This is a genomic window from Acinetobacter sp. ANC 5414 (assembly GCF_013004295.1).
Lineage (GTDB): Bacteria > Pseudomonadota > Gammaproteobacteria > Pseudomonadales > Moraxellaceae > Acinetobacter.
Genome location: NZ_JABERM010000010.1, coordinates 1 through 21,215 on the forward strand (window position 1 = coordinate 1; position 21,215 = coordinate 21,215).

Annotated in this window: 17 protein-coding genes; 10 read left to right on the forward strand and 7 right to left on the reverse strand. The window is 42.1% G+C overall.

Annotation, left to right across the window (positions count from 1 at the left end; translation table 11 throughout):
- The first annotated feature begins 677 nt into the window (after window positions 1-677).
- Entirely contained in the window at window positions 678-3,095 is a 2,418-nt protein-coding gene (locus HLH18_RS05790; RefSeq protein WP_171546123.1) for a YgiQ family radical SAM protein, read from the forward strand.
- Window positions 3,096-3,405: 310 nt separating this feature from the next.
- Window positions 3,406-3,951, forward strand: a complete 546-nt coding sequence (locus tag HLH18_RS05795) for a DUF2726 domain-containing protein (protein WP_171546124.1) — start codon at window positions 3,406-3,408, stop codon at window positions 3,949-3,951.
- A gap of 51 nt (window positions 3,952-4,002) precedes the next feature.
- Here HLH18_RS05795 and HLH18_RS05800 read toward each other — a convergent pair whose 3' ends face one another.
- The 5 genes from HLH18_RS05800 to mdtD form a co-directional block, all read right to left on the reverse strand.
- Window positions 4,003-4,362, reverse strand: a complete 360-nt coding sequence (locus HLH18_RS05800) for a RidA family protein (RefSeq protein WP_171546125.1) — start codon at window positions 4,360-4,362, stop codon at window positions 4,003-4,005.
- 457 nt (window positions 4,363-4,819) lie between these two features.
- Complete coding sequence (dinB, locus tag HLH18_RS05805; protein WP_171546126.1) at window positions 4,820-5,875, reverse strand: DNA polymerase IV; 1,056 nt, start codon at window positions 5,873-5,875, stop codon at window positions 4,820-4,822.
- 48 nt (window positions 5,876-5,923) lie between these two features.
- Window positions 5,924-6,943: an MBL fold metallo-hydrolase gene (locus HLH18_RS05810; RefSeq protein WP_171546127.1), complete on the reverse strand. Its 1,020-nt coding sequence runs from the start codon at window positions 6,941-6,943 to the stop codon at window positions 5,924-5,926.
- A gap of 62 nt (window positions 6,944-7,005) precedes the next feature.
- The gene (locus HLH18_RS05815; RefSeq protein WP_171546128.1) at window positions 7,006-7,791 is read right to left on the reverse strand and encodes a glycoside hydrolase family 25 protein; all 786 of its coding nucleotides are present in this window, start codon (window positions 7,789-7,791) and stop codon (window positions 7,006-7,008) included.
- A 77-nt stretch (window positions 7,792-7,868) separates the two neighbouring features.
- Entirely contained in the window at window positions 7,869-9,260 is a 1,392-nt protein-coding gene (gene mdtD, locus HLH18_RS05820) for a multidrug transporter subunit MdtD (protein ID WP_171546129.1), read from the reverse strand.
- Window positions 9,261-9,678: 418 nt separating this feature from the next.
- On the opposite strand from mdtD, the gene HLH18_RS05825 reads away from it, so the two are divergent.
- A complete protein-coding gene (locus tag HLH18_RS05825) occupies window positions 9,679-10,647 on the forward strand; it encodes a hypothetical protein (RefSeq protein ID WP_171529557.1) in 969 nt (322 codons plus the stop codon).
- A gap of 62 nt (window positions 10,648-10,709) precedes the next feature.
- On the opposite strand, the gene HLH18_RS05830 is transcribed toward HLH18_RS05825, so the two are convergent.
- Complete coding sequence (locus tag HLH18_RS05830) at window positions 10,710-11,330, reverse strand: LOG family protein (RefSeq protein WP_171546130.1); 621 nt, start codon at window positions 11,328-11,330, stop codon at window positions 10,710-10,712.
- A 339-nt stretch (window positions 11,331-11,669) separates the two neighbouring features.
- On the opposite strand from HLH18_RS05830, the gene HLH18_RS05835 reads away from it, so the two are divergent.
- The 6 genes from HLH18_RS05835 to HLH18_RS05860 all read left to right on the forward strand — a co-directional run bounded on the left by HLH18_RS05835 (window position 11,670) and on the right by HLH18_RS05860 (window position 20,169).
- A complete protein-coding gene (locus tag HLH18_RS05835) occupies window positions 11,670-13,247 on the forward strand; it encodes a TerC family protein (protein WP_171546131.1) in 1,578 nt (525 codons plus the stop codon).
- An 85-nt stretch (window positions 13,248-13,332) separates the two neighbouring features.
- Window positions 13,333-13,800 carry a YchJ family protein gene (locus tag HLH18_RS05840; protein WP_171546132.1) on the forward strand — a complete coding sequence of 156 codons (468 nt, stop codon included), beginning with the start codon at window positions 13,333-13,335 and terminating at the stop codon, window positions 13,798-13,800.
- A gap of 60 nt (window positions 13,801-13,860) precedes the next feature.
- Complete coding sequence (locus HLH18_RS05845; RefSeq protein ID WP_086193105.1) at window positions 13,861-14,505, forward strand: trimeric intracellular cation channel family protein; 645 nt, start codon at window positions 13,861-13,863, stop codon at window positions 14,503-14,505.
- A gap of 135 nt (window positions 14,506-14,640) precedes the next feature.
- Entirely contained in the window at window positions 14,641-15,960 is a 1,320-nt protein-coding gene (gene niaP, locus HLH18_RS05850; protein WP_171546133.1) for a niacin transporter NiaP, read from the forward strand.
- A gap of 164 nt (window positions 15,961-16,124) precedes the next feature.
- On the forward strand, window positions 16,125-18,344 hold the full coding sequence (gene parC, locus HLH18_RS05855; RefSeq protein WP_171546134.1) for a DNA topoisomerase IV subunit A: 2,220 nt from the start codon (window positions 16,125-16,127) through the stop codon (window positions 18,342-18,344).
- A 148-nt stretch (window positions 18,345-18,492) separates the two neighbouring features.
- On the forward strand, window positions 18,493-20,169 hold the full coding sequence (locus HLH18_RS05860; protein WP_171529559.1) for an AMP-binding protein: 1,677 nt from the start codon (window positions 18,493-18,495) through the stop codon (window positions 20,167-20,169).
- A 52-nt stretch (window positions 20,170-20,221) separates the two neighbouring features.
- Here the strand turns inward: HLH18_RS05860 and HLH18_RS05865 are convergent, their stop codons facing one another.
- On the reverse strand, window positions 20,222-20,602 hold the full coding sequence (locus HLH18_RS05865; RefSeq protein WP_131289556.1) for a hypothetical protein: 381 nt from the start codon (window positions 20,600-20,602) through the stop codon (window positions 20,222-20,224).
- Between the two features lie 106 nt (window positions 20,603-20,708).
- Here HLH18_RS05865 and HLH18_RS05870 point away from each other — a divergent pair, with 106 nt between their 5' ends.
- Window positions 20,709-21,107: an MAPEG family protein gene (locus HLH18_RS05870; RefSeq protein ID WP_171529560.1), complete on the forward strand. Its 399-nt coding sequence runs from the start codon at window positions 20,709-20,711 to the stop codon at window positions 21,105-21,107.
- Window positions 21,108-21,215: the final 108 nt, after the last annotated feature.

Here is a 21,215-nt window from a genome sequence, read left to right on the forward strand (position 1 = left end):
CTCTTTGCGCTGATGGTAGTGTGGGGTTACCCATGTGAGAGTAAGTCATCGCCAGCTCATTATTCCTAAAAACACCCCCTTCTATTGAAGGGGGTGTTTTTTTATGTGGGGAATAAATTAAAAAAGCTCTATATGGAGCCTTCTTTATCAAATATTCGAAAAAAGTGATGATCAGATTTCTTGGATTAAACCTTGATTCTGAAAGAATGAAAATATTTATCCTTAGCCACTTCTTGTACTAAGAAGTAGGATATAAGGCGATTAAAAGCCCACAAAGTCTTTAACCTTGTTAAAATTTACGTTCATGGTAATAAAATCAGCTTTCTATGCTTTAAGAAGTAAAAAAAGACTTAATAAAAGTTTAAATAAAAAATTGGGTAAATAGGGTAAGGAATCTTTGCCAGTATTTGGGGCAGTAGTAGTGGTTTAGTCTAGGAAAACTATGGTTGGAATGGCTTAAGCGTGTTTATTAGCTGTGTGCTGATGTTAGGTTTATTTTTTGCTGTACAACTCCATCATCGATCATCTTCGTAAGCATCAAATAATTAAAAATTTAAACTACTGTTTTTGTATATTTTTTAATCAAGAATATAAGCGTAATTCATGGTAAAATGATCGGCTTTCATCTTTGATCTAATTTTCAGATCTTCCATCTGCCAGCCGAGAATTTGCTAGCCATGTCTACAGCTTATACCGCACAGACAGCGCCGACAGCGTTGTTTGATTACGACAAATATTGGGCGTCTTGTTTTGAACCCGCACCATTTTTGCCGATGTCGCGCGAGGAAATGGATCTACTCGGCTGGGATGCCTGTGACTTTATTTTAGTATGTGGCGATGCTTATATCGACCACCCATCTTTCTGTTCAGGCATTATTGGGCGTACCCTTGAAGCGCAAGGCTTCCGTGTGGGGATTATCGCTCAGCCAGATTGGACTGATCCTGAGGCATTCCGTGTATTGGGTAAACCGACCATTGCTTGGGGCGTGACTGCCGGCAATATGGATTCCATGATCAACCGTTATACGGCAGACCGTAAAATCCGTTCTGATGATGCTTATTCACCAGATAATCAGCCGAACAAACGCCCAGACCGTGCCGCAACTGTGTATTGTCAGCGCTGCCGTGAAGCATTCCCGGATGTGCCAGTACTCTTAGGTGGAATTGAAGCATCATTGCGTCGTATTGCGCATTATGATTACTGGTCAGACAAAGTCCGTCGCTCGGTGTTGATGGATTCAAAAGCTGATTTATTGATGTACGGTAATGGCGAACGCTCGATTACTGAAGTGATGCACCGTTTGGCTAAAGGTGAAAAAATTCACGAAATTACCGATGTTCGTGGTACTGCTTTTATTGTCAATAAACATAACCGTGCATCTAAAGCCAAATTTGTTGAAATTGCGTCGAATGATGTCGATGCAATTGGCCGTGTCGATCCAATCATCAATCCTTATGTGATGACTGAAGATTTAGATGGCTGTGAAATAGAAAAAGATAAAGGTAATTCTTTAACTCAATATCAAAATTTCCAAAAAGAACTGGTTGCCAATCCAATCGTGCGTGAAGGGGACAACTTAGCACCTGATACACAAATTGTGCAGTTGCAACCCGCTTCCAAAGCAATCAAACATAAGTTGCCACCTCGTGAGCTAGCCGTAATTCGATTGCCTGCATTTGAAGAAGTTGCTGCAGATCCAGTACTTTATGCGCATGCTAACCGTATTTTGCATTTGGAAACTAATCCCGGAAATGCGCGTGCCATGGTACAAAAACATGGTGAACGTGATGTCTGGTTGAATGCGCCTCCGATTCCATTGACCACGGAAGAAATGGATTATGTGTTTGACTTGCCTTATGCACGTCTGCCACATCCATCTTATGGCGAAGCACGTTTCCCAGCTTTTGACATGATCAAGTTCTCTGTGAACATCATGCGTGGCTGTTTTGGCGGTTGTACTTTCTGTTCGATTACAGAACATGAAGGTCGTATTATTCAAAACCGTTCTGAAGAATCTATTCTGCGTGAAGTGGAAAAAATTCGTGATACCGCGCCTGGCTTTACCGGTATTATTTCAGATTTAGGTGGGCCGACTGCGAACATGTATCGTTTGCAGTGTAAAGATCCTGAAATTGAGAAAAACTGTCGTAAACCCTCATGTGTATTCCCCGGTGTTTGCCAAAATTTGCATACCGACCATGCACCATTGACGCAGTTGTATCGTAAAGCACGTGAATTAAAAGGCATTAAGAAGATTCTGATTGGTTCAGGTTTACGTTATGACTTGGCTGTATTGAACCCTGAATATGTGAAAGAACTGGTGACACATCACGTTGGTGGTTACCTGAAAATTGCACCGGAACATACCGAAAAAGGTCCATTGTCGAAGATGATGAAACCGGGTATTGGCACTTATGACCGTTTCAAACAAATGTTTGACCGTTTTAGTAAGGAAGCAGGCAAAGAACAGTACCTCATTCCTTACTTCATCGCGGCGCATCCGGGTACCACCGATTACGATATGATGAACTTAGCGGTTTGGTTGAAGAAGAACGGTTTCCGTGCCGATCAGGTACAGACTTTCTATCCATCTCCGATGGCAACGGCAACCACCATGTACTACACCGGTAAAAATCCGTTGGCGAAAGTGGCGCGTTATACTGAAAATGTCGACATTGTAAAAGGCGACAAGCGTCGTCGTTTGCATAAAGCCTTCTTGCGTTACCATGATTCAAATAACTGGCCATTATTGCGTGAAGCATTGAAAGAAATGGGCCGTTCAGACCTGATTGGTAACTCGAAACAGCATTTGATTCCGACGTATCAGCCTGTGGGCACTGAAGGTCAGTATCAATCGGCACGTAAGAAAAACTCGACTGTTGCCGGTGACTCGCAAAAACGTAGCGGCGACAATGCTGTTCGGAATAATTCCGCAGCGAACCCATCACGTCCGTCGAATACCAAAAAACGTCCTGAAAAAGGTCAAATCTTGACTCAGCATACCGGTTTACCACCCCGTGAAACTGGGGATGCTAAAAAACCGTTTGGTGGTCCTAAACCAAAAGGTAAATCTAAGTCGAAATCGAGAGCTTGATTTAAAAAATAAAAAATAAAAGGAATTAAACAGCTCATCGGAATTGTAGGACAATATCTAAAAGTAGGGTTGCATCAGTGCTTGGGCTTGATATACCCTATTTATAGTGTCTAAATAACGGATTTAATTTAGACATCAATCATGAGCATAAAATCACTGCAACTTTTTGTCAGCTTTTATGATGATTTCGTCGTTATTTAAATGCAGTTTGTTTACTTAAAAAATTAATAAAAATAAGAGTTGTATACTGAATTTGATAACAATCGGTGTGACACCGAAAAAGATTATAAAAATTTAAAGGACTAACAGGATGATGGTTTACATTTTGGTCGGGAGTTTACTCCTATTTTGCGTACTGTGTATGGCTTGGAAAAGTCTGGAAAGCAGTACCAAACAGCAAGATAGTGCTTTAAAGCAAAGGGCTATCTTTAATATTAACGAACAATTAACCTATACGCGACTCAAGGAAATATTGCCACAGAGCGCTATATTGGCTCATGTTTCATTTGATGCGCTATTGACCACCAAATACTCTCGTACCCGCCATAAATATCGCAATATGGTGGCAGACTTTGTGGTGCTTGATGAACATCATCAAGTCACCGCCATTATTACACTTGATGATCCCATGGCATTAAAACGTCCACAGAATGCACAATATCAAGATGCACTTTTAGCTATGGCGGGATATCGTGTCATTCGCTATGAAGATGTGCCTGAATATTATGAGTTAAGACAAGATTTCCTTCTTGAAAAATCTCCTCACAATCAGTTAGATATACAGGTGGCAGATATACCAAAGAAGTATAGTTTTTATCCTGAGCTGGAACGAAAGAAAATCCGAATCGTGGGGTAATAATAACAAGCATGAATTCATATGCGTTCATGCTTATTTATATCTATCACTTTAATTTTCCGTACGGACAGCAGTGACTGTCATTTCCACCAAAACGTCCGGTGCATAGAGTTTAGATTCAACACAGGTTCGTGCAGGTGCATGACCTTCAGCCACCCAAGCATCCCAAACTTCGTTCATTGCAGCATAGTCTTGTTGGATATCTTTTAAGAAAATCATCACCGTCAAGATATGGGTTTTATCTGTTCCTGCATCTGCCAATAAGCGGTCTATATTATTCAGCGTTTCTTGCGTTTGCGCTTTAATATCCAGTGAGGTGTCATTGGCCAATTGACCGGCCAAATGGACCAGATTGCCTGAAATCGCTACTTCGCAATAACGCTTTTCTACATGTAGACGTTGAACACTCATCAAATTTTAATCCTGTGTTTTGGGCATGATCGCTGCGACAATTATAGTAAGTAAATGGCCACATATTGTCAGTCATACTTGGGAAAAATTGGTTTTAAAAATGAGTGCGGCAGCAAGGTCATCAAGTAGAAATCGTACCAATCGACAACACCACCAATGACACTACTGAGTACGGCTTGACGCGCGCGTTGTTTTTGGAAGTTCTTAGAGATTTACAGGAATATTCGCAGAAGGTATGCAAGAGGGGATTCCATGGTTTACAACAGAGTTGCCCTGTAATATTCGGATTTGATCGTCACGCCAATCACAGGACAGCATGCTAAAAGTAAAGGTGATTTTTAGCATCTCAGCGGCTACATGGATAAATGCATCGCGCCCATAGAGTACCTCAAAAACAGTAGTTATGTATCATCAATTGGTCTAATTTTATTCTTTTGATTGAAAAATATTCAAATGCTTACCACAATGAAAGCTGCGGCTGATCCAGCTGGTCAGAAAGTTGGTAAAGCCCAACCCCGATTAAGCGAAATTGAAAATGTTCAGGAATCTGCATTTCGATCAGCAATTGCTGAAGTACCTCTTCCAGTTGCTTTTGATTTTCTAAGGGCTGTTTAAAACTTTTACTGTGTTGCAAAACCTGGAAATTTTTCAGTTTTAGTTTGGCCGAAACCCCACGTGCACAGAGTTGTTTTTTCTCTAAACTTTGCCAGACTTGATTCATCAGTTTGGACCAGTAGTTCTGGCATTGGATTAAAGTCAGATCATCATCAAAGGTGGTTTCCTTGGAAATCTGCTGGCGTTCACGTTCGGTTTGGACGAGGCGCTCATCAATCCCTTGGGCATAGAGAAAAAGCTGCTTGCCATATTTACCAAAATGTTGAATCAACACCGCTTGGTCAATTTGTTGTAAATCACCCAAAGTTTCCAATTGCAATTTTTTGAGTTTTTCTTGAGTGACTTTCCCGACACCGGGAATTTTCTTTAACGGCAAATGTTGAATAAAGTTCTGCACCTGTGAGGGTTTAATGACACAAATGCCGTTGGGTTTATGCCAGTCAGATGCAATTTTAGCCAAAAACTTGTTCGGTGCGACACCCGCCGATGCGGTTAAGCCAGTGGCTTGAAAAATATCTTCCCGGATTCGCATGGCGACTTCGGTTGCACTGGGAATGTTCTGTAAATTGTTTGTGACATCCAAATAGGCTTCATCTAAAGATAAGGGTTCAATGAGGGGAGTATAACGCTGGAAAATCTGATGAATCTGGGCAGAGACAGCACGATATTTTTCAAAATTGGGTTCTATGACCACTACTTTCGGACAGCGTTTTTTGGCCTGTGACATCGACATCGCAGAACGTAAACCAAACTCACGTGCAGGATAAGAGGCCGCACAGACCACAGCGCGTGGATGATGTGAGGCAATCACCACTGGTAAATGCTTTAACTCGGGTCGGTCTTTGAGTTCCACGGATGCATAAAAGGCATCCATATCGATGTGAATGATTTTTCTCATGCAGCCCTAATTCTGCCTCTAACGCTATATAGCTTCAGTATCTCATCTTCATGGCTGAGATTGTAGAGCAGGATCAAGCGGATACGACACAGGCTGACTGAGTAAAACTACTTGTGTTTTTTGTTGTTCAGCAGCCTGAATCAAAATCTTTAAGCTTTGCTCGGTGTTATCGGCCAGATAAAGCAAAAATTCTAAAGGCTGATCCACAGGTTTAAAAAAATCATCCCAATGAATCGGTATCACCACTTTAGGTTTTAATGTTCTCAAGGTTTGATCGAGATAATTTTGCTGAAATTCTTTCGATTGGCGCGAAAGTTGGGCAATGCCTAAAAATAAGGTATCGACCTTTAAATCTTTTAGTTGATCAGGAACAGCACCGGTACTGGCTTTGACTAAAATTTTATGGCCTTGATGTTCAATCAAATAATCAAAGCTATGACCCTCTTTAAATTCAGAAAAACGGGCAGGTTGTTGCAGTGGTTTGGAGATTTCCTCACCCAGGTCATTATTCACTGCCGTCGGTGGAGTATGTTGTGAAGGAATGGCTGTGACTTTGAACTCACCAAAGGACATGGGTTGTAAGGGTTGAACCTGAATTAACTGCTGTTCTGCAACGTGTCCGCCTCGTGCAATATTCAAGGTACTGCTTGAACCGATAATTTTCGTATGTGGAAGTCGTTTGCCAAGCTCGGCAAGATCTAGCGTATGGTCATAATGTGAATGCGTGACTAAAATTGCCTGAGTGCGCTGTAACTGCTGTTGCTGAATCATCCGCTGGATTATTGCAGGCTGACTTTGAATTTTCTGAAAAAGCACTTGAGACAGGGAAGGGCGACTAAAGAATCCATCGATTAAAATCTGGGTTTTGCCATCATCAAAAAGTAATGTTGAAACGCCAAAAAACTTTACATTTAAGCTTGAAGATTTCGATGCTTTTTCAGAGGCTTGATATTGCCATTTTTGAAAATCAGACACTTGACCGGAAGGTTGCAGTAAAAAAACCATGCCAGCCACCAAACACAGAATGACCAGTCCGAATGAAACCCAAAGTCCTTTTTTAATCGACATAATTTTCCTGTTTGTAGTTGTTTATTCTTTTTTATTGTTGATGAATAATTGAGCTTATCTTGTTATTTTTTCGGTAAATTTTCAACTTTTTTTAGTGAGTAGATACCATTTCGTTGTAAAAAGCTGATCCAGTCAGACTCGTCGCCATTAAACACATTTAAGTCGACAACTTTTGCAATGCCTTTGATGGTTCCCTGATTGGTATGTTGCCAGAACAGCCATTTCGGCTTGCCTTTTAAATCCGGTTTGCCCTGATATTCACGCACCCACAGCGGAGTTTTGGAAAATTCCCCCGCTAAAATAATGTTATAAAATGACTTGGAAATATAGAAAATCGGTTGTTTGCCATAATGCTGATACAGTCGATCGTGCATGACCTGAATTTCTTTAAGTAGTTGTTCCTTGGTGTAGGTGTTGATGCAATTACTGTCATATTCCAGATCAATCACCGGTGGTAAGGCATCGGCTTTATTGGGGACTGTTTCAATAAAATTTTGCGCCTGAATTTCCCCATCACGGCATAAACGATAAAAATGATAAGCACCGACCATCAAACCATTTTCACGTGCCTGTAACCAATAGTCCTGAAATTTTCGATCCTTAAAATCACCCCCTTCCGTAGCTTTCAGATAAACAAACCGATAGCTCTTTGGGGAAATCTGTTTCCACTGAATATCACCTTGATGATGCGATACATCAAAACCTTTGACCGGATATTCTTGTGCCGAGGCAGGATTATGATGCAATACAAAAATATAAACGATGATTGCGACGCAAATCAGCACCAAGCCTGCGCAAGAGGCGTAAAGCTTTTTATGGCTGTTCTGGGCTAATCGTTTTTTAGGCATAAATAATTTAAGGGTGATTGATCCAGCACATGATAACGTGATCTGAAGCTTCAAACCACGTTGTTTCTTCAATCAGCTTAAACAGGCGTATTGCGTGGAATGCGCCAAAAAACGCAGGCAGTGATGATATTAATACAGCCCAAGAAAATTAAGGTGCTATGAAATGCCGTAGTGATGTGTTCGACGCCATAATAGGCTGTGAAGACGTTCACCAAGGTTCCTGCCAAAGCCACACCAATACTCATCGAAACCATCATAATCATCGACAAAAAACTGTTACCACTGCTGGCATCTTGTTGCGGTAAGTCTTTCAAAGTTAATGTATTCATCGAGACAAATTGTAGAGAATTTAACATGCCAAAAATAAAGAAGTGCAAAGCGCGTAACCAGATTGGCGTGTCCGCCGTAGTGAGGGCGAAACTGGCAATACAAGCACCCACCAATAAGGTGTTGATCAACAATACCTTACGATAACCAAAGCGTTGAATGATTTGACGGATAAGCGGCTTGGAAGCGAGAGAGCCAAGCACAGTCGGAATCATCAATAGACCGGTAATAAATGGCTCAAAGCCAAAGGCGACCTGCAACATCAGTGGAATTAAAAAAGGCATCGCGTTGCCGCCTAAGCGGGCAAAGAAATTACCGATAATGCCTATAGTATAAATTTTATTGCTAAATAACGTGCTACGGAACAGCGCATTGTGATGACGATGTGCATGATAGGCGTAAATAGTAGCCGCCATTAAACCCGCAGTGATTAATCCACTACTCCACCATAAAGACAGATGGGGGCTAGCAAAGTTTTCGATCCCCATTGAAACGCTGACCATGGCAATCACCAATAGAATAAAGCCGGAAAAGTCGAATGATTTAACGGTAGGCTCTTTGACATTCGGCATGGCTTTAACTGTAATTAAACAGCCTAAAAGCCCCATCGGAATATTAATTAAAAAGATCCAGTGCCAGGTTGTCACTTCTACCATCCAGCCGCCCAGTGTGGGGCCGATAAGCGGACCCATCAATCCTGCAAGACTCATCAAACTCATGGCAGATAAAAACTGTGTACGCGGAATGACCTTGAGCATGGCCAAACGACCCACAGGTAACAATAATGCCCCGCCAATGCCCTGAATAACACGATAGACCAGTAGTTCATTTAAGCTGTTGGCAAGTCCACAACCTAATGATGCCAAGGTAAAGATAACAATCGCACTAAAGTAGGTATTGCGTACACCAAATCGATCTGCAAGCCAGCCACTTAAGGGAATACAGGCCGCCACGGAAAGTACATAGGCCACCACGACACCATGCATCTGGAGAGGATCTTCACCTAAATTTACCGCCATCGCGGGAAGAGCAGTATTGACGATGGTGGTGTCCAAACCTTGCATAAAAAAGCCAATAGACACCAACAAGACCAAGAGTCTAAATTCTGGTTGTAAGGCTTGATGTGATGGCGTGGCGTTCATAAAAGTATAAAAGTGAAATTTTTAAATAGTTTAAAGTAATCATCCCAACATGGTGTAAGAAAAAGTTGTTCTATCGATAGTGGGTAAAGCGTAATAAAGCAGACATCAGACCGTCATGCGATGCAAATCTTTGGTTTAAAAAAAAAGCTGAAATTTCAAGCAAAGAAAATAAAATCCAGATTTAAGTTCAGCTTTTTACACTTCTCCCTGCAATTAAGTCGATCATTCAACAACAATCACTCCAATTCATTTGAAATAAAAAATGCAGATAAAAACAACATTAAGCCGCTTTTTAATCGACGTTCACAAAATCTTGCCATGCTTATGTCATTAAAGTGACATAAAAATGTCATAATTCGGCCCAACTTCCAGCAGTGCTGGATGAGTACTTTTAATTGGTGAAAAAGGTTTTGTTTTTATGACAATCGAAATTTTGATGATTGTTGGCTTCTGTCTAGCCGCTTATTCAATTGTCGGAAATGATGTGCCGCAGACCTTAGGTACCTTTATTTCATCCAATGCCCATCGCCCTTGGTGGTTGCTGTGGCTCTATACCAGCAGCATTTTAAGTGTGGTCTTGCTGTATGGCTGGTGGGCTTCAGGTGTTGGCGATGCCTCTTATGGCCGTCTGGAAACCATTCCTTTTCCTGAGGGTGGCATTACCTGGCTGTATATTGTTCCGCCTATTTTACTGATTTTTTTGACCAAATACGGGATTCCGGTCAGTACCACATTTTTGGTCCTGACCATTTTTTCGCCGAGCAGTTTGGGTTCAATGCTCACCAAATCGATGATGGGTTATGCCGTTGCATTTGTTGTGGCAATCATTGTTTATCGCTTTGTGATTAAAGGCATTTCGGTTTATTTCAGTAAAACCCGAGACCATAAACCCTCGCATATCTGGATTGGCCTGCAATGGGTATCTACAGCATTTCTCTGGAGCCAGTGGCTGATTCAGGATCTGGCCAATATTTTTGTCTATGTGCCGCGTCAGGTTCCGCTGGAATTTTTAATTTTTGCGATTCTGGTGTTTATCGTTCTCTTGGGTGTGGTCTTTTATCAACGTGGTGGCGCCATCCAGAAAATTATCGATACCAAAACCGGTGTTGCCGATATTCGTTCCGCGACCATTATCGATTTTATTTACGCCCTGATTTTATTGGTGTTTAAAGAGTGGAGCAATATTCCAATGAGTACCACATGGGTATTCTTGGGTCTGCTTGCAGGTCGTGAGTTTGCGATGTCGATGCATCTGGCTGAAGTGAATAAATATCGAACCTCACGCAACGTCAGTAAAGATGCGATGAAGCTGATGGTCGGTTTAATCATGAGTATTGTGCTTGCCACAACTTTGCCTTGGTTCTATAACTTTATTTCAAATTTATAACGTAGAAAGTGCAATCAAAAAAGCGAGCTCTGGGCTCGCTTTTTTATGTTTAGAATTTGGTTTTAAATCGCAAAGTGTTTCGGAGCGTCGAGATTTTTAATCGCATTGAGAATTTGATCGGCATGATTGCAAATAATCAGTTTCGCCCGATGCTGTGGCGGTAAAAAGCCTTCACTGACCGCATGATCAAGCTGAGCAATTAAGGCATCATAAAAGCCATTTACGTTATACAGCATCATCGGTTTTTGATGCTGATTCAACTGCCCCCATGTGGCAATTTCCAGAATTTCTTCAAACGTACCCAAGCCACCCGGCAGTGCGACAAAAGCACTGGCACGCTCCGCCATCATGACCTTGCGTTCATGCATGCTGTTTACGATGTGTAATTCGGTAAGTTGGTTATGCGCGATTTCATAATCCAGCATAAATTCAGGAATCACCCCGACCGTTTGACCGCCACGTTGTCTAACCGCGTCAGCGACTTGTCCCATCAGGCCAATACTGGCCCCGCCATAGACCAGTCCAAAACCCAAGTCAGAAAGAGCTTGAGCTAGCGCAATGGCTTTTTCCTGGTAAATCTGCTTGTTGCCTGAACGCGAGCCACAATAGAGCGCAATTAAAGGTTGAGTTGTTTTCGGCGCTGGATTTTTATGTTTTGGAGTCATTTTTAATACACTGTTCATCATTATATTTTTTACCATAGCACTTTATTTTTTCATGCTCTAGCTTAGTCTGAAAATATGACACAGCATGTGAGGTCATGAACAGGCTTTGCAAAGATTTGTTAAAACTTGCTGAGATAAAAGAGCGGCAGTACTGAAAAAAAGATGAATTTCTAGTTCATCTTGCTATACTAAAAATCTGTTTTCCAATAAATGAATCAACATGAGTAGTGGTTGTCCTCGCTCTGAACATCTCAATTTTTCCGCAAAAATTATAAAGAATGCTGTTCATAGAATATTCAGCGATTTTAATATGAACATCCTAAAATCAGACCTCAATACCCTGCAGGAGAGCATCCAATGATCTTTGAATGGATGTCAGATCCATCTGCATGGATTGGACTGGCCACTTTAGTGGTGTTAGAAATTGTTCTCGGGATCGACAATCTGGTTTTTATTGCCATTTTGGCGGAAAAACTTCCTCCAGAACAGCGTAATGCAGGTCGTATTGTCGGGTTGCTCCTCGCTTTGGCTATGCGCTTAATCTTACTGGCTTCCATCGCTTGGGTCGTGACCTTAACTCAGCCACTGTTCCATATACTTGATCATCCTTTCTCAGGCCGTGACCTGATTCTACTGTTCGGTGGTGTGTTCCTTTTATTTAAAGGCACCATGGAACTGCATGAACGCATTGAAGGTACTCAACCACAGAAAGAAGAAAATCCGGTGCATGCCGCTTTCTGGATGGTAATCGTTCAAATTGTGGTGCTGGATGCAGTTTTCTCTCTCGACAGCGTGATTACTGCAGTCGGAATGGTGAAAGACCTTTCTGTAATGATGGTTGCGGTGATTATTGCGGTCGGCATTATGCTTTGGGCATCGAAACCGTTGATGGATTTCGTCAACAAGCATCCAACCGTGGTGATTCTCTGTTTGGGCTTCCTGATGATGATTGGTTTCTCACTCATTGTTGAAGGTTTTGGTTTCCATATTCCAAAAGGCTATTTATACGCTGCAATTGGTTTCTCGGTGGTGGTTGAGTTTGTGAATCAAACCATGCGCCGTAACCAGGAGAAAATGGTGACCACGACGGATTTACGTTACCGTACCGCTTCTGCGGTAATGCGCATGCTCGGTGGGAAATCGGAATCTCAAAATAATGATGCTGAAGATGTGCTTGCAACCCGTGCATTTGCCGATGAAGTCTTTAATGAACAAAATGGCGCTTATCACAGTGTGATGGTACAGGGCGTACTTGGACTGTCTGAACGACCGGTGAAGTCGGTGATGACTCCACGTCCTGAACTGGAATGGATTGATTTAGACGAAGACGAAAGTGCCATTAAAGAACAGCTATTGAGCATGACCCATTCACGTTTGATTGTTGCACATGGTGAGTTGGACAATATTGCTGGTGTGGTCCTGACCCACAAAGTGATGAATGAATACATTGAAACCGGTGTACTGAATTTTAAACGTCATTTACGTGAACCGGTGATAGTGCATGAAAATGCCCAAGTGTTGATGGTGATGGAGCAGTTACGTCAAGCGCCGTTGCAATTGGCAATTGTCCTGAATGAATACGGTTCGATTGAAGGGATTGCGACGCCAATTGATGTACTTGAAGCGATTGCAGGTGAATTCCCGGATGAAGATGAATTTGAAACTGCAGCAGAAAGTTTGGAAGACGGCACTTTAATTCTTGAAGGTTCTACCGATATTCGTCACGTCTCCTTACTTTTAGATTGTGATCTGGTGGATGAATCTGAACAGTACTCAACCTTGTCGGGATATATCTTGCACCACTTAGGGCATTTACCGGAAAGTGGGGCAAAATTCGAAGCCGATGGTTATATTTTTGAAGTGGTGACGATGGACGGTCATAAAATTGATAAAGTCCATATCATTCCGAAAATTGAAAACCATGCCGATGATTAACTAAATTAAGGCAGATAGTCTTTAAACCAAGATAATTGATTAAAATAGCTCGCATCGTCGGGCTATTTTTTATTGGGAAAATTTGATGTCAGAAAGCAATTGTCCATGTGGTCTTGGAATGTATGCCAGCTGTTGCCAACCGCTACATTTGGGACAGGTAAAAGCGCAAACTGCAGAACAGCTGATGCGTTCACGTTATAGTGCATTTGCCAAGCATGAGATTGACTATATTGTCAAAACCACAGCCATTGGACAGCAACAGGCATTGGATGTTGCGGCTATTCGTGACTGGAGTCAGTCCAATCAATGGCTCAAGCTTGAAGTCGTGCAAGCTAAAGAAAAAATAGATAAAAATCATGCACAAGTAGAATTTAAGGCACATTACCATGATGGCAAACAGGCTCAGGTTCATCATGAAGTTTCACATTTTGTGCTACATGATGGAGCTTGGTATTTCCTTGATCCGACCACAGAGATGCAAATCACCATGAAGCAAGCCTGCATTTGTGGATCGGGGAAAAAATTTAAACAATGTTGTGCACAATATCTGTAAATTTCATCTGAATTTGCCTTAGAATAACGCGCATCGATTACCCTCAGTGGAAGAAGGGCAATGTTGCTATTAGTGATTTATATTATTGCGATTACGGCCGAAGCCATGACCGGGGCTTTGTCGGCTGGTCGGCGTAGTATGGATTGGTTTGGGGTGACGCTGATTGCTTGTGTGACGGCACTTGGTGGCGGTTCAGTTCGGGACGTATTGCTCGGACATTATCCACTGACTTGGGTCAAACATCCGGAATATTTGGTGCTGACCTGTGCGGCAGCCTTTGTCACGATTCTGATTGCCAAATGGATGCGCCATTTACGCTCGATCTTCTTGATTCTGGATGCGATGGGGCTGATTGGCTTTACCGTGATTGGTTGTCAGATTGCACTGGAAATGGGACATGGTTTCGTGGTTTCAGCTGTAGCGGGTGTGCTGACGGGTGTCTCCGGTGGTATCTTGCGTGATATTCTGTGTAACGATGTACCTTTGGTGTTCCGCCGTGAACTGTATGCCAGTATTTCTTTTGTGTCAGTCATCTGTTATTGGGTCTGTCAAGAGATTGGCTTCTCCCTGGAAGTAACCGTAATTTCGACTCTGATCTTCGGTTTCTCTTTACGCTGTATCGCCATCTACTTCGGCTTAGAAATGCCCAAATTCATTTATAAAGATGATGATGATCAATCGGCATCTTCCAAAGATGCTTCATAACAATTTGCACAAAAACGAGAAATGACCGACGAAATGAGCGGTCATGGTCTTCAAATTAGCGTATAAAAATCAGCAAAATCATAAATCCTGTTGGGAAAGCAGTATGCACCCTTTCACCAAATCAGAGATCTTATTATGGATTTAGTCTCACGTGTACAACGCTTACCCATCGGTAAGTTTCACTATACCTTGCTATGGGTGATCGGACTCGGCTGGATGTTCGATGCAATGGATACCGGTCTGATTGCTTTTATTTTGACGACCATGGCCGAAGAATGGAACATGACCCCGACTGAAAAAGGCTGGGTCGTGTCGATTGGCTTTGTCGGTATGGCCATTGGGGCGGTTTTCTCTGGCGGATTAGCTGACCGAATTGGGCGTCGTACCGTATTTGCGATTACTTTGGTGACCTATAGTATTGCCACTGCTTTATGTGCTTTTGCACCTAATTTGACCTGGTTACTGGTGTTTCGTTTCATTGTCGGTTTGGGGCTAGGTGGACAGCTTCCTGTCGCGGTAACTTTGGTCAGTGAATACATTCCTGCGCAAGTACGCGGACGTTTTATTGTTTTACTGGAAAGTTTCTGGGGCTTGGGCTGGCTGGTCGCAGCTCTGGTTTCCTACTTTGTGATTCCGAATTATGGTTGGCATATCGCATTTTTAATTGGCGGTTTGCCTGCCATTTATGTGTTTATGATTCTGAAAAAAGTGCCGGAATCTGTTCCTTACTTGATTAACCGTGGACGGATTGAAGAAGCGCATGCTCTGGTTCAAAAACTGGAACGTCAATGTGGCGTAGAAGTGATTCAGCACATTGAAGTGAAGCCGGTTGCAGAAAAGCAGAATATTTCTTTTAAACAGCTTTGGACAGGTGCGTTTGCCCGTCGTACCTTAATGCTCTGGCTGATTTGGTTTGGTATTGTTTATTCGTATTATGGCATTTTCACCTGGTTGCCAAGTTTATTGGTCAAACAGGGTTATACCATTGTGCAGTCATTTGAATATGTGCTGATTATGATTTTGGCGCAGCTTCCGGGTTATGTCGCGGCAGCATGGCTGGTCGAGAAATTGGGACGTAAAGCCACATTGGCGGGCTTTATTGGCATGTGTGCTGTTTCGGCTTATTTCTTTGGTCAAGCTGATACTGTAAACATGATTATGTTCTGGGGTTGCCTGATGTCGTTCTTTAACTTGGGTGCATGGGGCGTACTGTATACCTATACGCCGGAACAGTATCCAACCAATATTCGTGCCTTTGGTTCGGGTTGGGCCTCTGCAATTGGCCGTATGGGCGGGATTGTGGCACCGATCGTGGTCACCCATATGATGGTGATGAACAATGGTTTCAGCCACGTCTTTACAATGTTTACTGCAGTATTGCTGGCTGTGGCTTTGGTGATTTTAGTCTTAGGCGAAGAAACCAAAGGCAAGACTTTAGAATCGATGGGCTTATAAAATTGCTGATTTTTTAGTTGATCGAACATTATAAAGTGGATATTTTTAGGCCATAAGACATAATTTGTCGCAGAGTGTTCAGTACTGCCCTTGTGTAGACTTCACCTGCGACTTAGCATAACAACGTAGATACAAAAACGAATTATTTAGGATTTCACGCTTTTATGACCAGCCTTGTGCATCATGCGACAGAAAATCGTTCCGTAGCAGAATTTACTGAACAAGCTTACCTTAACTATGCCATGTACGTGATTATGGATCGTGCATTGCCGCATATCAGTGATGGTTTAAAACCGGTGCAGCGCCGTATCGTTTATGCGATGAGTGAACTGGGCTTAAAGCATAGTGGCAAGCCAAAAAAATCTGCCCGTACGGTAGGTGATGTACTGGGTAAGTACCATCCGCATGGTGACTCTGCTTGTTATGAAGCCATGGTGCTGATGGCACAGCCGTTTAGCTATCGCTACCCTTTTATTGAAGGTCAGGGCAACTGGGGGTCACCCGATGATCCGAAATCTTTTGCAGCAATGCGTTATACAGAAGCCAAACTTTCACTTTATAGTGAAGTGCTGTTGTCTGAATTAGGTCAAGGCACCTGTGACTGGCAGGACAACTTTGATGGTTCGATGAAAGAGCCGGTGAATTTACCTGCCCGTGTTCCGAATATTTTGTTGAATGGTACCACCGGTATTGCCGTAGGGATGGCAACCGATATTCCGCCACACAACTTACGTGAAGTGATTAAAGGCACCATCGCGCTGATTCGTAATCCAAATTTAAGCGATGAAAAGGTTGCCGAATATATTCCGGCACCGGATTTACCCACCAAAGCGGAAATTATTACCTCGGCTGAGGATTTATTAAAAATTCAGACCACCGGTCGTGGTAGTTATCGCATGCGTGCGGTCTATGCCATTGAAAAAAATGAAATCGTGATTACCGAGCTGCCGTATCAGGTGTCGGGTTCAAAAATCATTACCCAAATTGCCGATCAAATGCAGGCGAAGAAACTGCCTTTGGTGAGCGATGTTCGAGACGAATCCGATCATAAAAATCCAACCCGTTTGGTGATTGTGCTGCGTTCCAATCGTATTGATGCCGAAGCGGTGATGAGTCACTTGTTCGCGACCACTGATCTGGAATCTAGCTACCGTGTCAATATGAACATGATTGGTGCTGATGGTCGTCCGCAAGTGAAGTCGATTCGCCGTATTTTGCTGGAATGGATTGAAATCCGTAAAAATACCGTGACCCGTCGTCTGCAATACCATTTAAATAAAATTGAAAAACGCCTGCATATTTTGGCCGGTCTTTTGATTGCGTATCTGGATCTGGATACAGTGATTCGCATCATTCGCGAAGAAGATCATCCAAAAGCTGAGCTGATTGCGCATTTCGGGATTGATGAAATTCAGGCCGAAGCCATTCTGGAACTCAAGTTACGTCATTTGGCAAAACTTGAAGAAATGGAAATTCGCCGTGAACAGGAAGAATTGGAAGCTCGCGCTGCCATTATTCGTGAACAATTGGCAAATCCAGAATCATTGAAGAATCTGATCATTACCGAACTAAAAGATGATGCCAAGAAATTTGGTGATGACCGACGTTCGCCAATTGTGCAACGTGCAGAAGCTGCCGCAATTAGCGAACAAGACCTGATGCCGGCTGATCCTGTAACAGTGATTTTATCAGAAGCAGGCTGGATTCGTTGTGCCAAAGGGCATGAGGTGGATGCTGAAAATGCAAATTTCCGTGCTGGGGATCAGTACTTAAGCCATGCAACCGGCAAGTCGAATCAGCGTACTTACGTACTGGATGAAACCGGGCGCAGTTATGCGTTGGCGATTAACAGTTTGCCATCGGCACGAGGTTTGGGTGAGCCCTTAAGCTCCAAACTTGCTCCTGCAAATGGAATTGGCTTTATTCAAGTCATGATCGCAGATGATGAGCAGGAAATTATTGCGGTAAGCTCTAAAGGCTACGGCTTTAAATCCAATGCAAAACAGCTAGATACCAATGCAAAAGCGGGTAAAGCTTTCTTGACCGTATCGGATGATGCCAAAGCATTACCGTTGCAAACGGTGGATGCCAATACGCATGTAGCCATCCTCAGTACCGCTGGTCGTTTATTGGTGATTGATCTGTCAGAATTGCCAATCCTGAACAAGGGTAAAGGAAACAAGTTGATACAACTTGAACCAAGTGAACAAATTTTGTCCATGACATTACTTGGTTTAAATGAAATAATTCAAGTGGTTGCGGGACAGCAACAATTAAAACTAAAAGGTGATGATCTTCAGAAATATATAGGTAAAAGAGCGACTAAAGGTCAACTCTTACCACGGGGATATCAAAAAGCAAATAAACTGTTCATTCAAAGATAAAACTAGCATCCATTGATCAAAATACGTTATATATGATCCGTATTCGTGTAAATGGATGTCGTGTTATGCCTAAACAAGTTCAATAATGACGCATAACATTGAAAAAACAGTTGAAAACTAAGGATTACAGATTGGAGAGAAGGGCATTATGGAAAAAATTTGGTTCGCTGAATACCAAAAAACAGGGATTCCGGAAACTATAGAATTACCACCAGAAAATACCTCGCTTAATGATGTTTTTGAACGTAATTTTCAAAAATTTGGTTCACGTGATGCCTTTATCTTTATGGATAAAGTTTTAACATTTAATGAACTAGAAGAAGCAAGCCGTAAATTTGCAACTTATTTACAAAGCTTAGGTTTGGCAAAAGGTTCTCGCGTCGCAGTGATGATGCCAAACGTGTTGCAATATCCAGTGGTTGCATTAGGTATATTCCGTGCAGGTCTGGTATTAGTGAATGTGAATCCACTCTATACCTCGCGTGAACTTGAGCATCAATTAAATGACTCGGGTTCTGAAGTGCTGGTCATTATTGAAAACTTTGCAACTGTTTACCAAGCAATTATTGGTAAAACACCTGTGAAGCATGTGGTCGTGGCTTCTGTTGGCGATATGCTAGGTGCATTAAAAGGCACATTAGTGAACTTTGTTTTACGTTCAGTACGTAAACAAATTCCAGCTTGGGATATTCCAGGACATATTAAGTTCAATGCTGCAATGTCTAAAGTCAATGCAAGCAACTACAAGCGTCCAAGCCTGACTTTAAGTGATACTGCTGTATTGCAATATACCGGTGGTACTACGGGTGTTTCTAAAGGTGCAGAACTGACACATCGCAATCTTGTCGCGAATATGTTGCAGTGTGACGGCATTTTCCAAAGTAAATTTGGTGCACAAGACGGTTCGAAAGATGACCGTATTTTCTGTGCATTGCCGCTTTATCATATTTTTGCGTTCATGGTTTGTGCCATGTACGGTATGTATAAAGGTCAAGCCAACATTTTGATTCCAAACCCGCGTGACTTACCTGCGGTAATGAAAGAATTGCGCAAGTACCGTCCATCATTCTTCCCGGCAGTAAACACTTTGTTTAATGCATTGGTGAACAATGAAGAGTTTAAGCAACTCGACCATAGCAACCTTAAAATGGCGATGGGTGGTGGTATGGCTGTTCTGGCTTCTACAGCTGAAGCATGGAAGAAAATTACCGGCACTAACATTATTGAAGGTTATGGTTTATCAGAAACTTCGCCTGTTGCGACTGCAAACCCACCATCCTCAATGGAGTTTAGCGGCACGATTGGTGTTCCGTTGCCATTGACTGAAGTTGCGATTCTTGATGATGATGGCAATGAAGTTCCATTAGGCGAGCAGGGTGAAATCTCGATTCGTGGTCCACAAGTCATGAAAGGCTATTGGAACCGTCCGGATGAAACTGAAAAAGTCATGACCAATGGTTTCTTCCGTACAGGTGACATCGGTATTATGGATGCTCGCGGCTATATTAAAATTGTAGACCGTAAGAAAGACATGATTCTGGTTTCTGGTTTCAATGTTTACCCTGCTGAAATTGAAGATGTGATTTCCAAACATCCAAAAGTATTGGAAGTTGCAGCGATTGGTGTGCCTGATGAAAAATCAGGGGAAGTGCCTAAGTTATTCGTGGTGAAAAAAGATCCGTCTTTAACCACTGAAGAAATATTGGAATATGCAAAAGAAAACTTAACCGGTTATAAACGCCCGCGTTATGTTGAATTTATAGATGAATTGCCAAAATCAAACGTAGGTAAAATCTTACGTAAAGATTTACGTAAAACTGCATAAACCCTGTAATAAAAAAAGCGCCGTTCTCGGCGCTTTTTTTATACTTGAACTTTTAATCTTTCATCAGCCAGCGATCAATATAAGGGCGTCCAATACCCATAATCCATAAAAAGGTCGTGATGCTACCGAACTGATAAACGTATCGCTTTAAATCAAACGAACCAAAGCTATAGAAATTATCCAGCAAACAGTAAAGTGCAACGACTGTCGTCCATATCCAAAGGGCTTGACGTTTAATCCCCACATTCCAAAGTGCAAGAATTGAGATGACAATGGTGAAAATAAGAGACAGTCTATTTAGATTGGCACACATGACTGAAAGTAAAAATCCCACAATCGGCAACACGATTTTGAGTACACGATCCACTTTAAGTTGATGCTGACGCTGTTTTTCCAGGACATCAAACATTTGTTGTTGATCTGGGTTGACCATACTGGATCCTTATTCCTCATTAATAAAAACATTATAATTTAACAAAAATTATTACTGAAACGCCATGCTATGATATTGGGCAGAAAATCTTAATGAGAAAAATGAGATGCAAACCATCAGCGGAATAATCTATCTCATCTTAATTGCATGTTTATTGCCCTACGTTTTTACAGTGATTGCAAAAAAAACCGCTGGCTTTAAAGGACGAGATAACCAAAACCCGCGCGATTTTTTGGCCAAAACCACGGGTTTGGCAGCACGTGCCAATGCGGTACAGCAAAATAGTTTTGAAAGTTTACCCTTATTTATTGCTGCCATTTTAATGGCGGAATATATGGTGGTTCCTCAAACCGTGATTATGACCTTCGGTATTGCCTATATTGTGCTACGTATTGTTTACGGCATTTGCTATTTAGCCAACTGGGCAACTTTGCGCAGCATTGTTTGGACCTTGTCTTTACTTTGCCCAATCTGCTTATTACTTCTGGTCATTAAATTAACTTAAGCTTGCATCAATCTAGGGAAATACATATTTTGCTGTGGCGGATGTATAATCACAAAGTTATTTAATTCTCAAAAACCGTTATAATCGTGCCGGTTTAAATAAGATTTA

Coding starts and splice junctions, on each gene's coding strand:
- HLH18_RS05830 (WP_171546130.1), bottom strand. CDS start 11,330: ATGAACAGTGTATTAAAAATGACTCCAAAACATAAAAATCCAGCGCCG.
- HLH18_RS05815 (WP_171546128.1), bottom strand. CDS start 7,791: ATGCCTAAAAAACGATTAGCCCAGAACAGCCATAAAAAGCTTTACGCC.
- HLH18_RS05790 (WP_171546123.1), top strand. CDS start 678: ATGTCTACAGCTTATACCGCACAGACAGCGCCGACAGCGTTGTTTGAT.
- mdtD (WP_171546129.1), bottom strand. CDS start 9,260: ATGAACGCCACGCCATCACATCAAGCCTTACAACCAGAATTTAGACTC.
- HLH18_RS05860 (WP_171529559.1), top strand. CDS start 18,493: ATGGAAAAAATTTGGTTCGCTGAATACCAAAAAACAGGGATTCCGGAA.
- HLH18_RS05870 (WP_171529560.1), top strand. CDS start 20,709: ATGCAAACCATCAGCGGAATAATCTATCTCATCTTAATTGCATGTTTA.
- HLH18_RS05800 (WP_171546125.1), bottom strand. CDS start 4,362: ATGAGTGTTCAACGTCTACATGTAGAAAAGCGTTATTGCGAAGTAGCG.
- HLH18_RS05810 (WP_171546127.1), bottom strand. CDS start 6,943: ATGTCGATTAAAAAAGGACTTTGGGTTTCATTCGGACTGGTCATTCTG.
- parC (WP_171546134.1), top strand. CDS start 16,125: ATGACCAGCCTTGTGCATCATGCGACAGAAAATCGTTCCGTAGCAGAA.
- HLH18_RS05865 (WP_131289556.1), bottom strand. CDS start 20,602: ATGGTCAACCCAGATCAACAACAAATGTTTGATGTCCTGGAAAAACAG.
- HLH18_RS05835 (WP_171546131.1), top strand. CDS start 11,670: ATGATCTTTGAATGGATGTCAGATCCATCTGCATGGATTGGACTGGCC.
- dinB (WP_171546126.1), bottom strand. CDS start 5,875: ATGAGAAAAATCATTCACATCGATATGGATGCCTTTTATGCATCCGTG.
- HLH18_RS05825 (WP_171529557.1), top strand. CDS start 9,679: ATGACAATCGAAATTTTGATGATTGTTGGCTTCTGTCTAGCCGCTTAT.
- HLH18_RS05795 (WP_171546124.1), top strand. CDS start 3,406: ATGATGGTTTACATTTTGGTCGGGAGTTTACTCCTATTTTGCGTACTG.
- niaP (WP_171546133.1), top strand. CDS start 14,641: ATGGATTTAGTCTCACGTGTACAACGCTTACCCATCGGTAAGTTTCAC.
- HLH18_RS05840 (WP_171546132.1), top strand. CDS start 13,333: ATGTCAGAAAGCAATTGTCCATGTGGTCTTGGAATGTATGCCAGCTGT.
- HLH18_RS05845 (WP_086193105.1), top strand. CDS start 13,861: ATGTTGCTATTAGTGATTTATATTATTGCGATTACGGCCGAAGCCATG.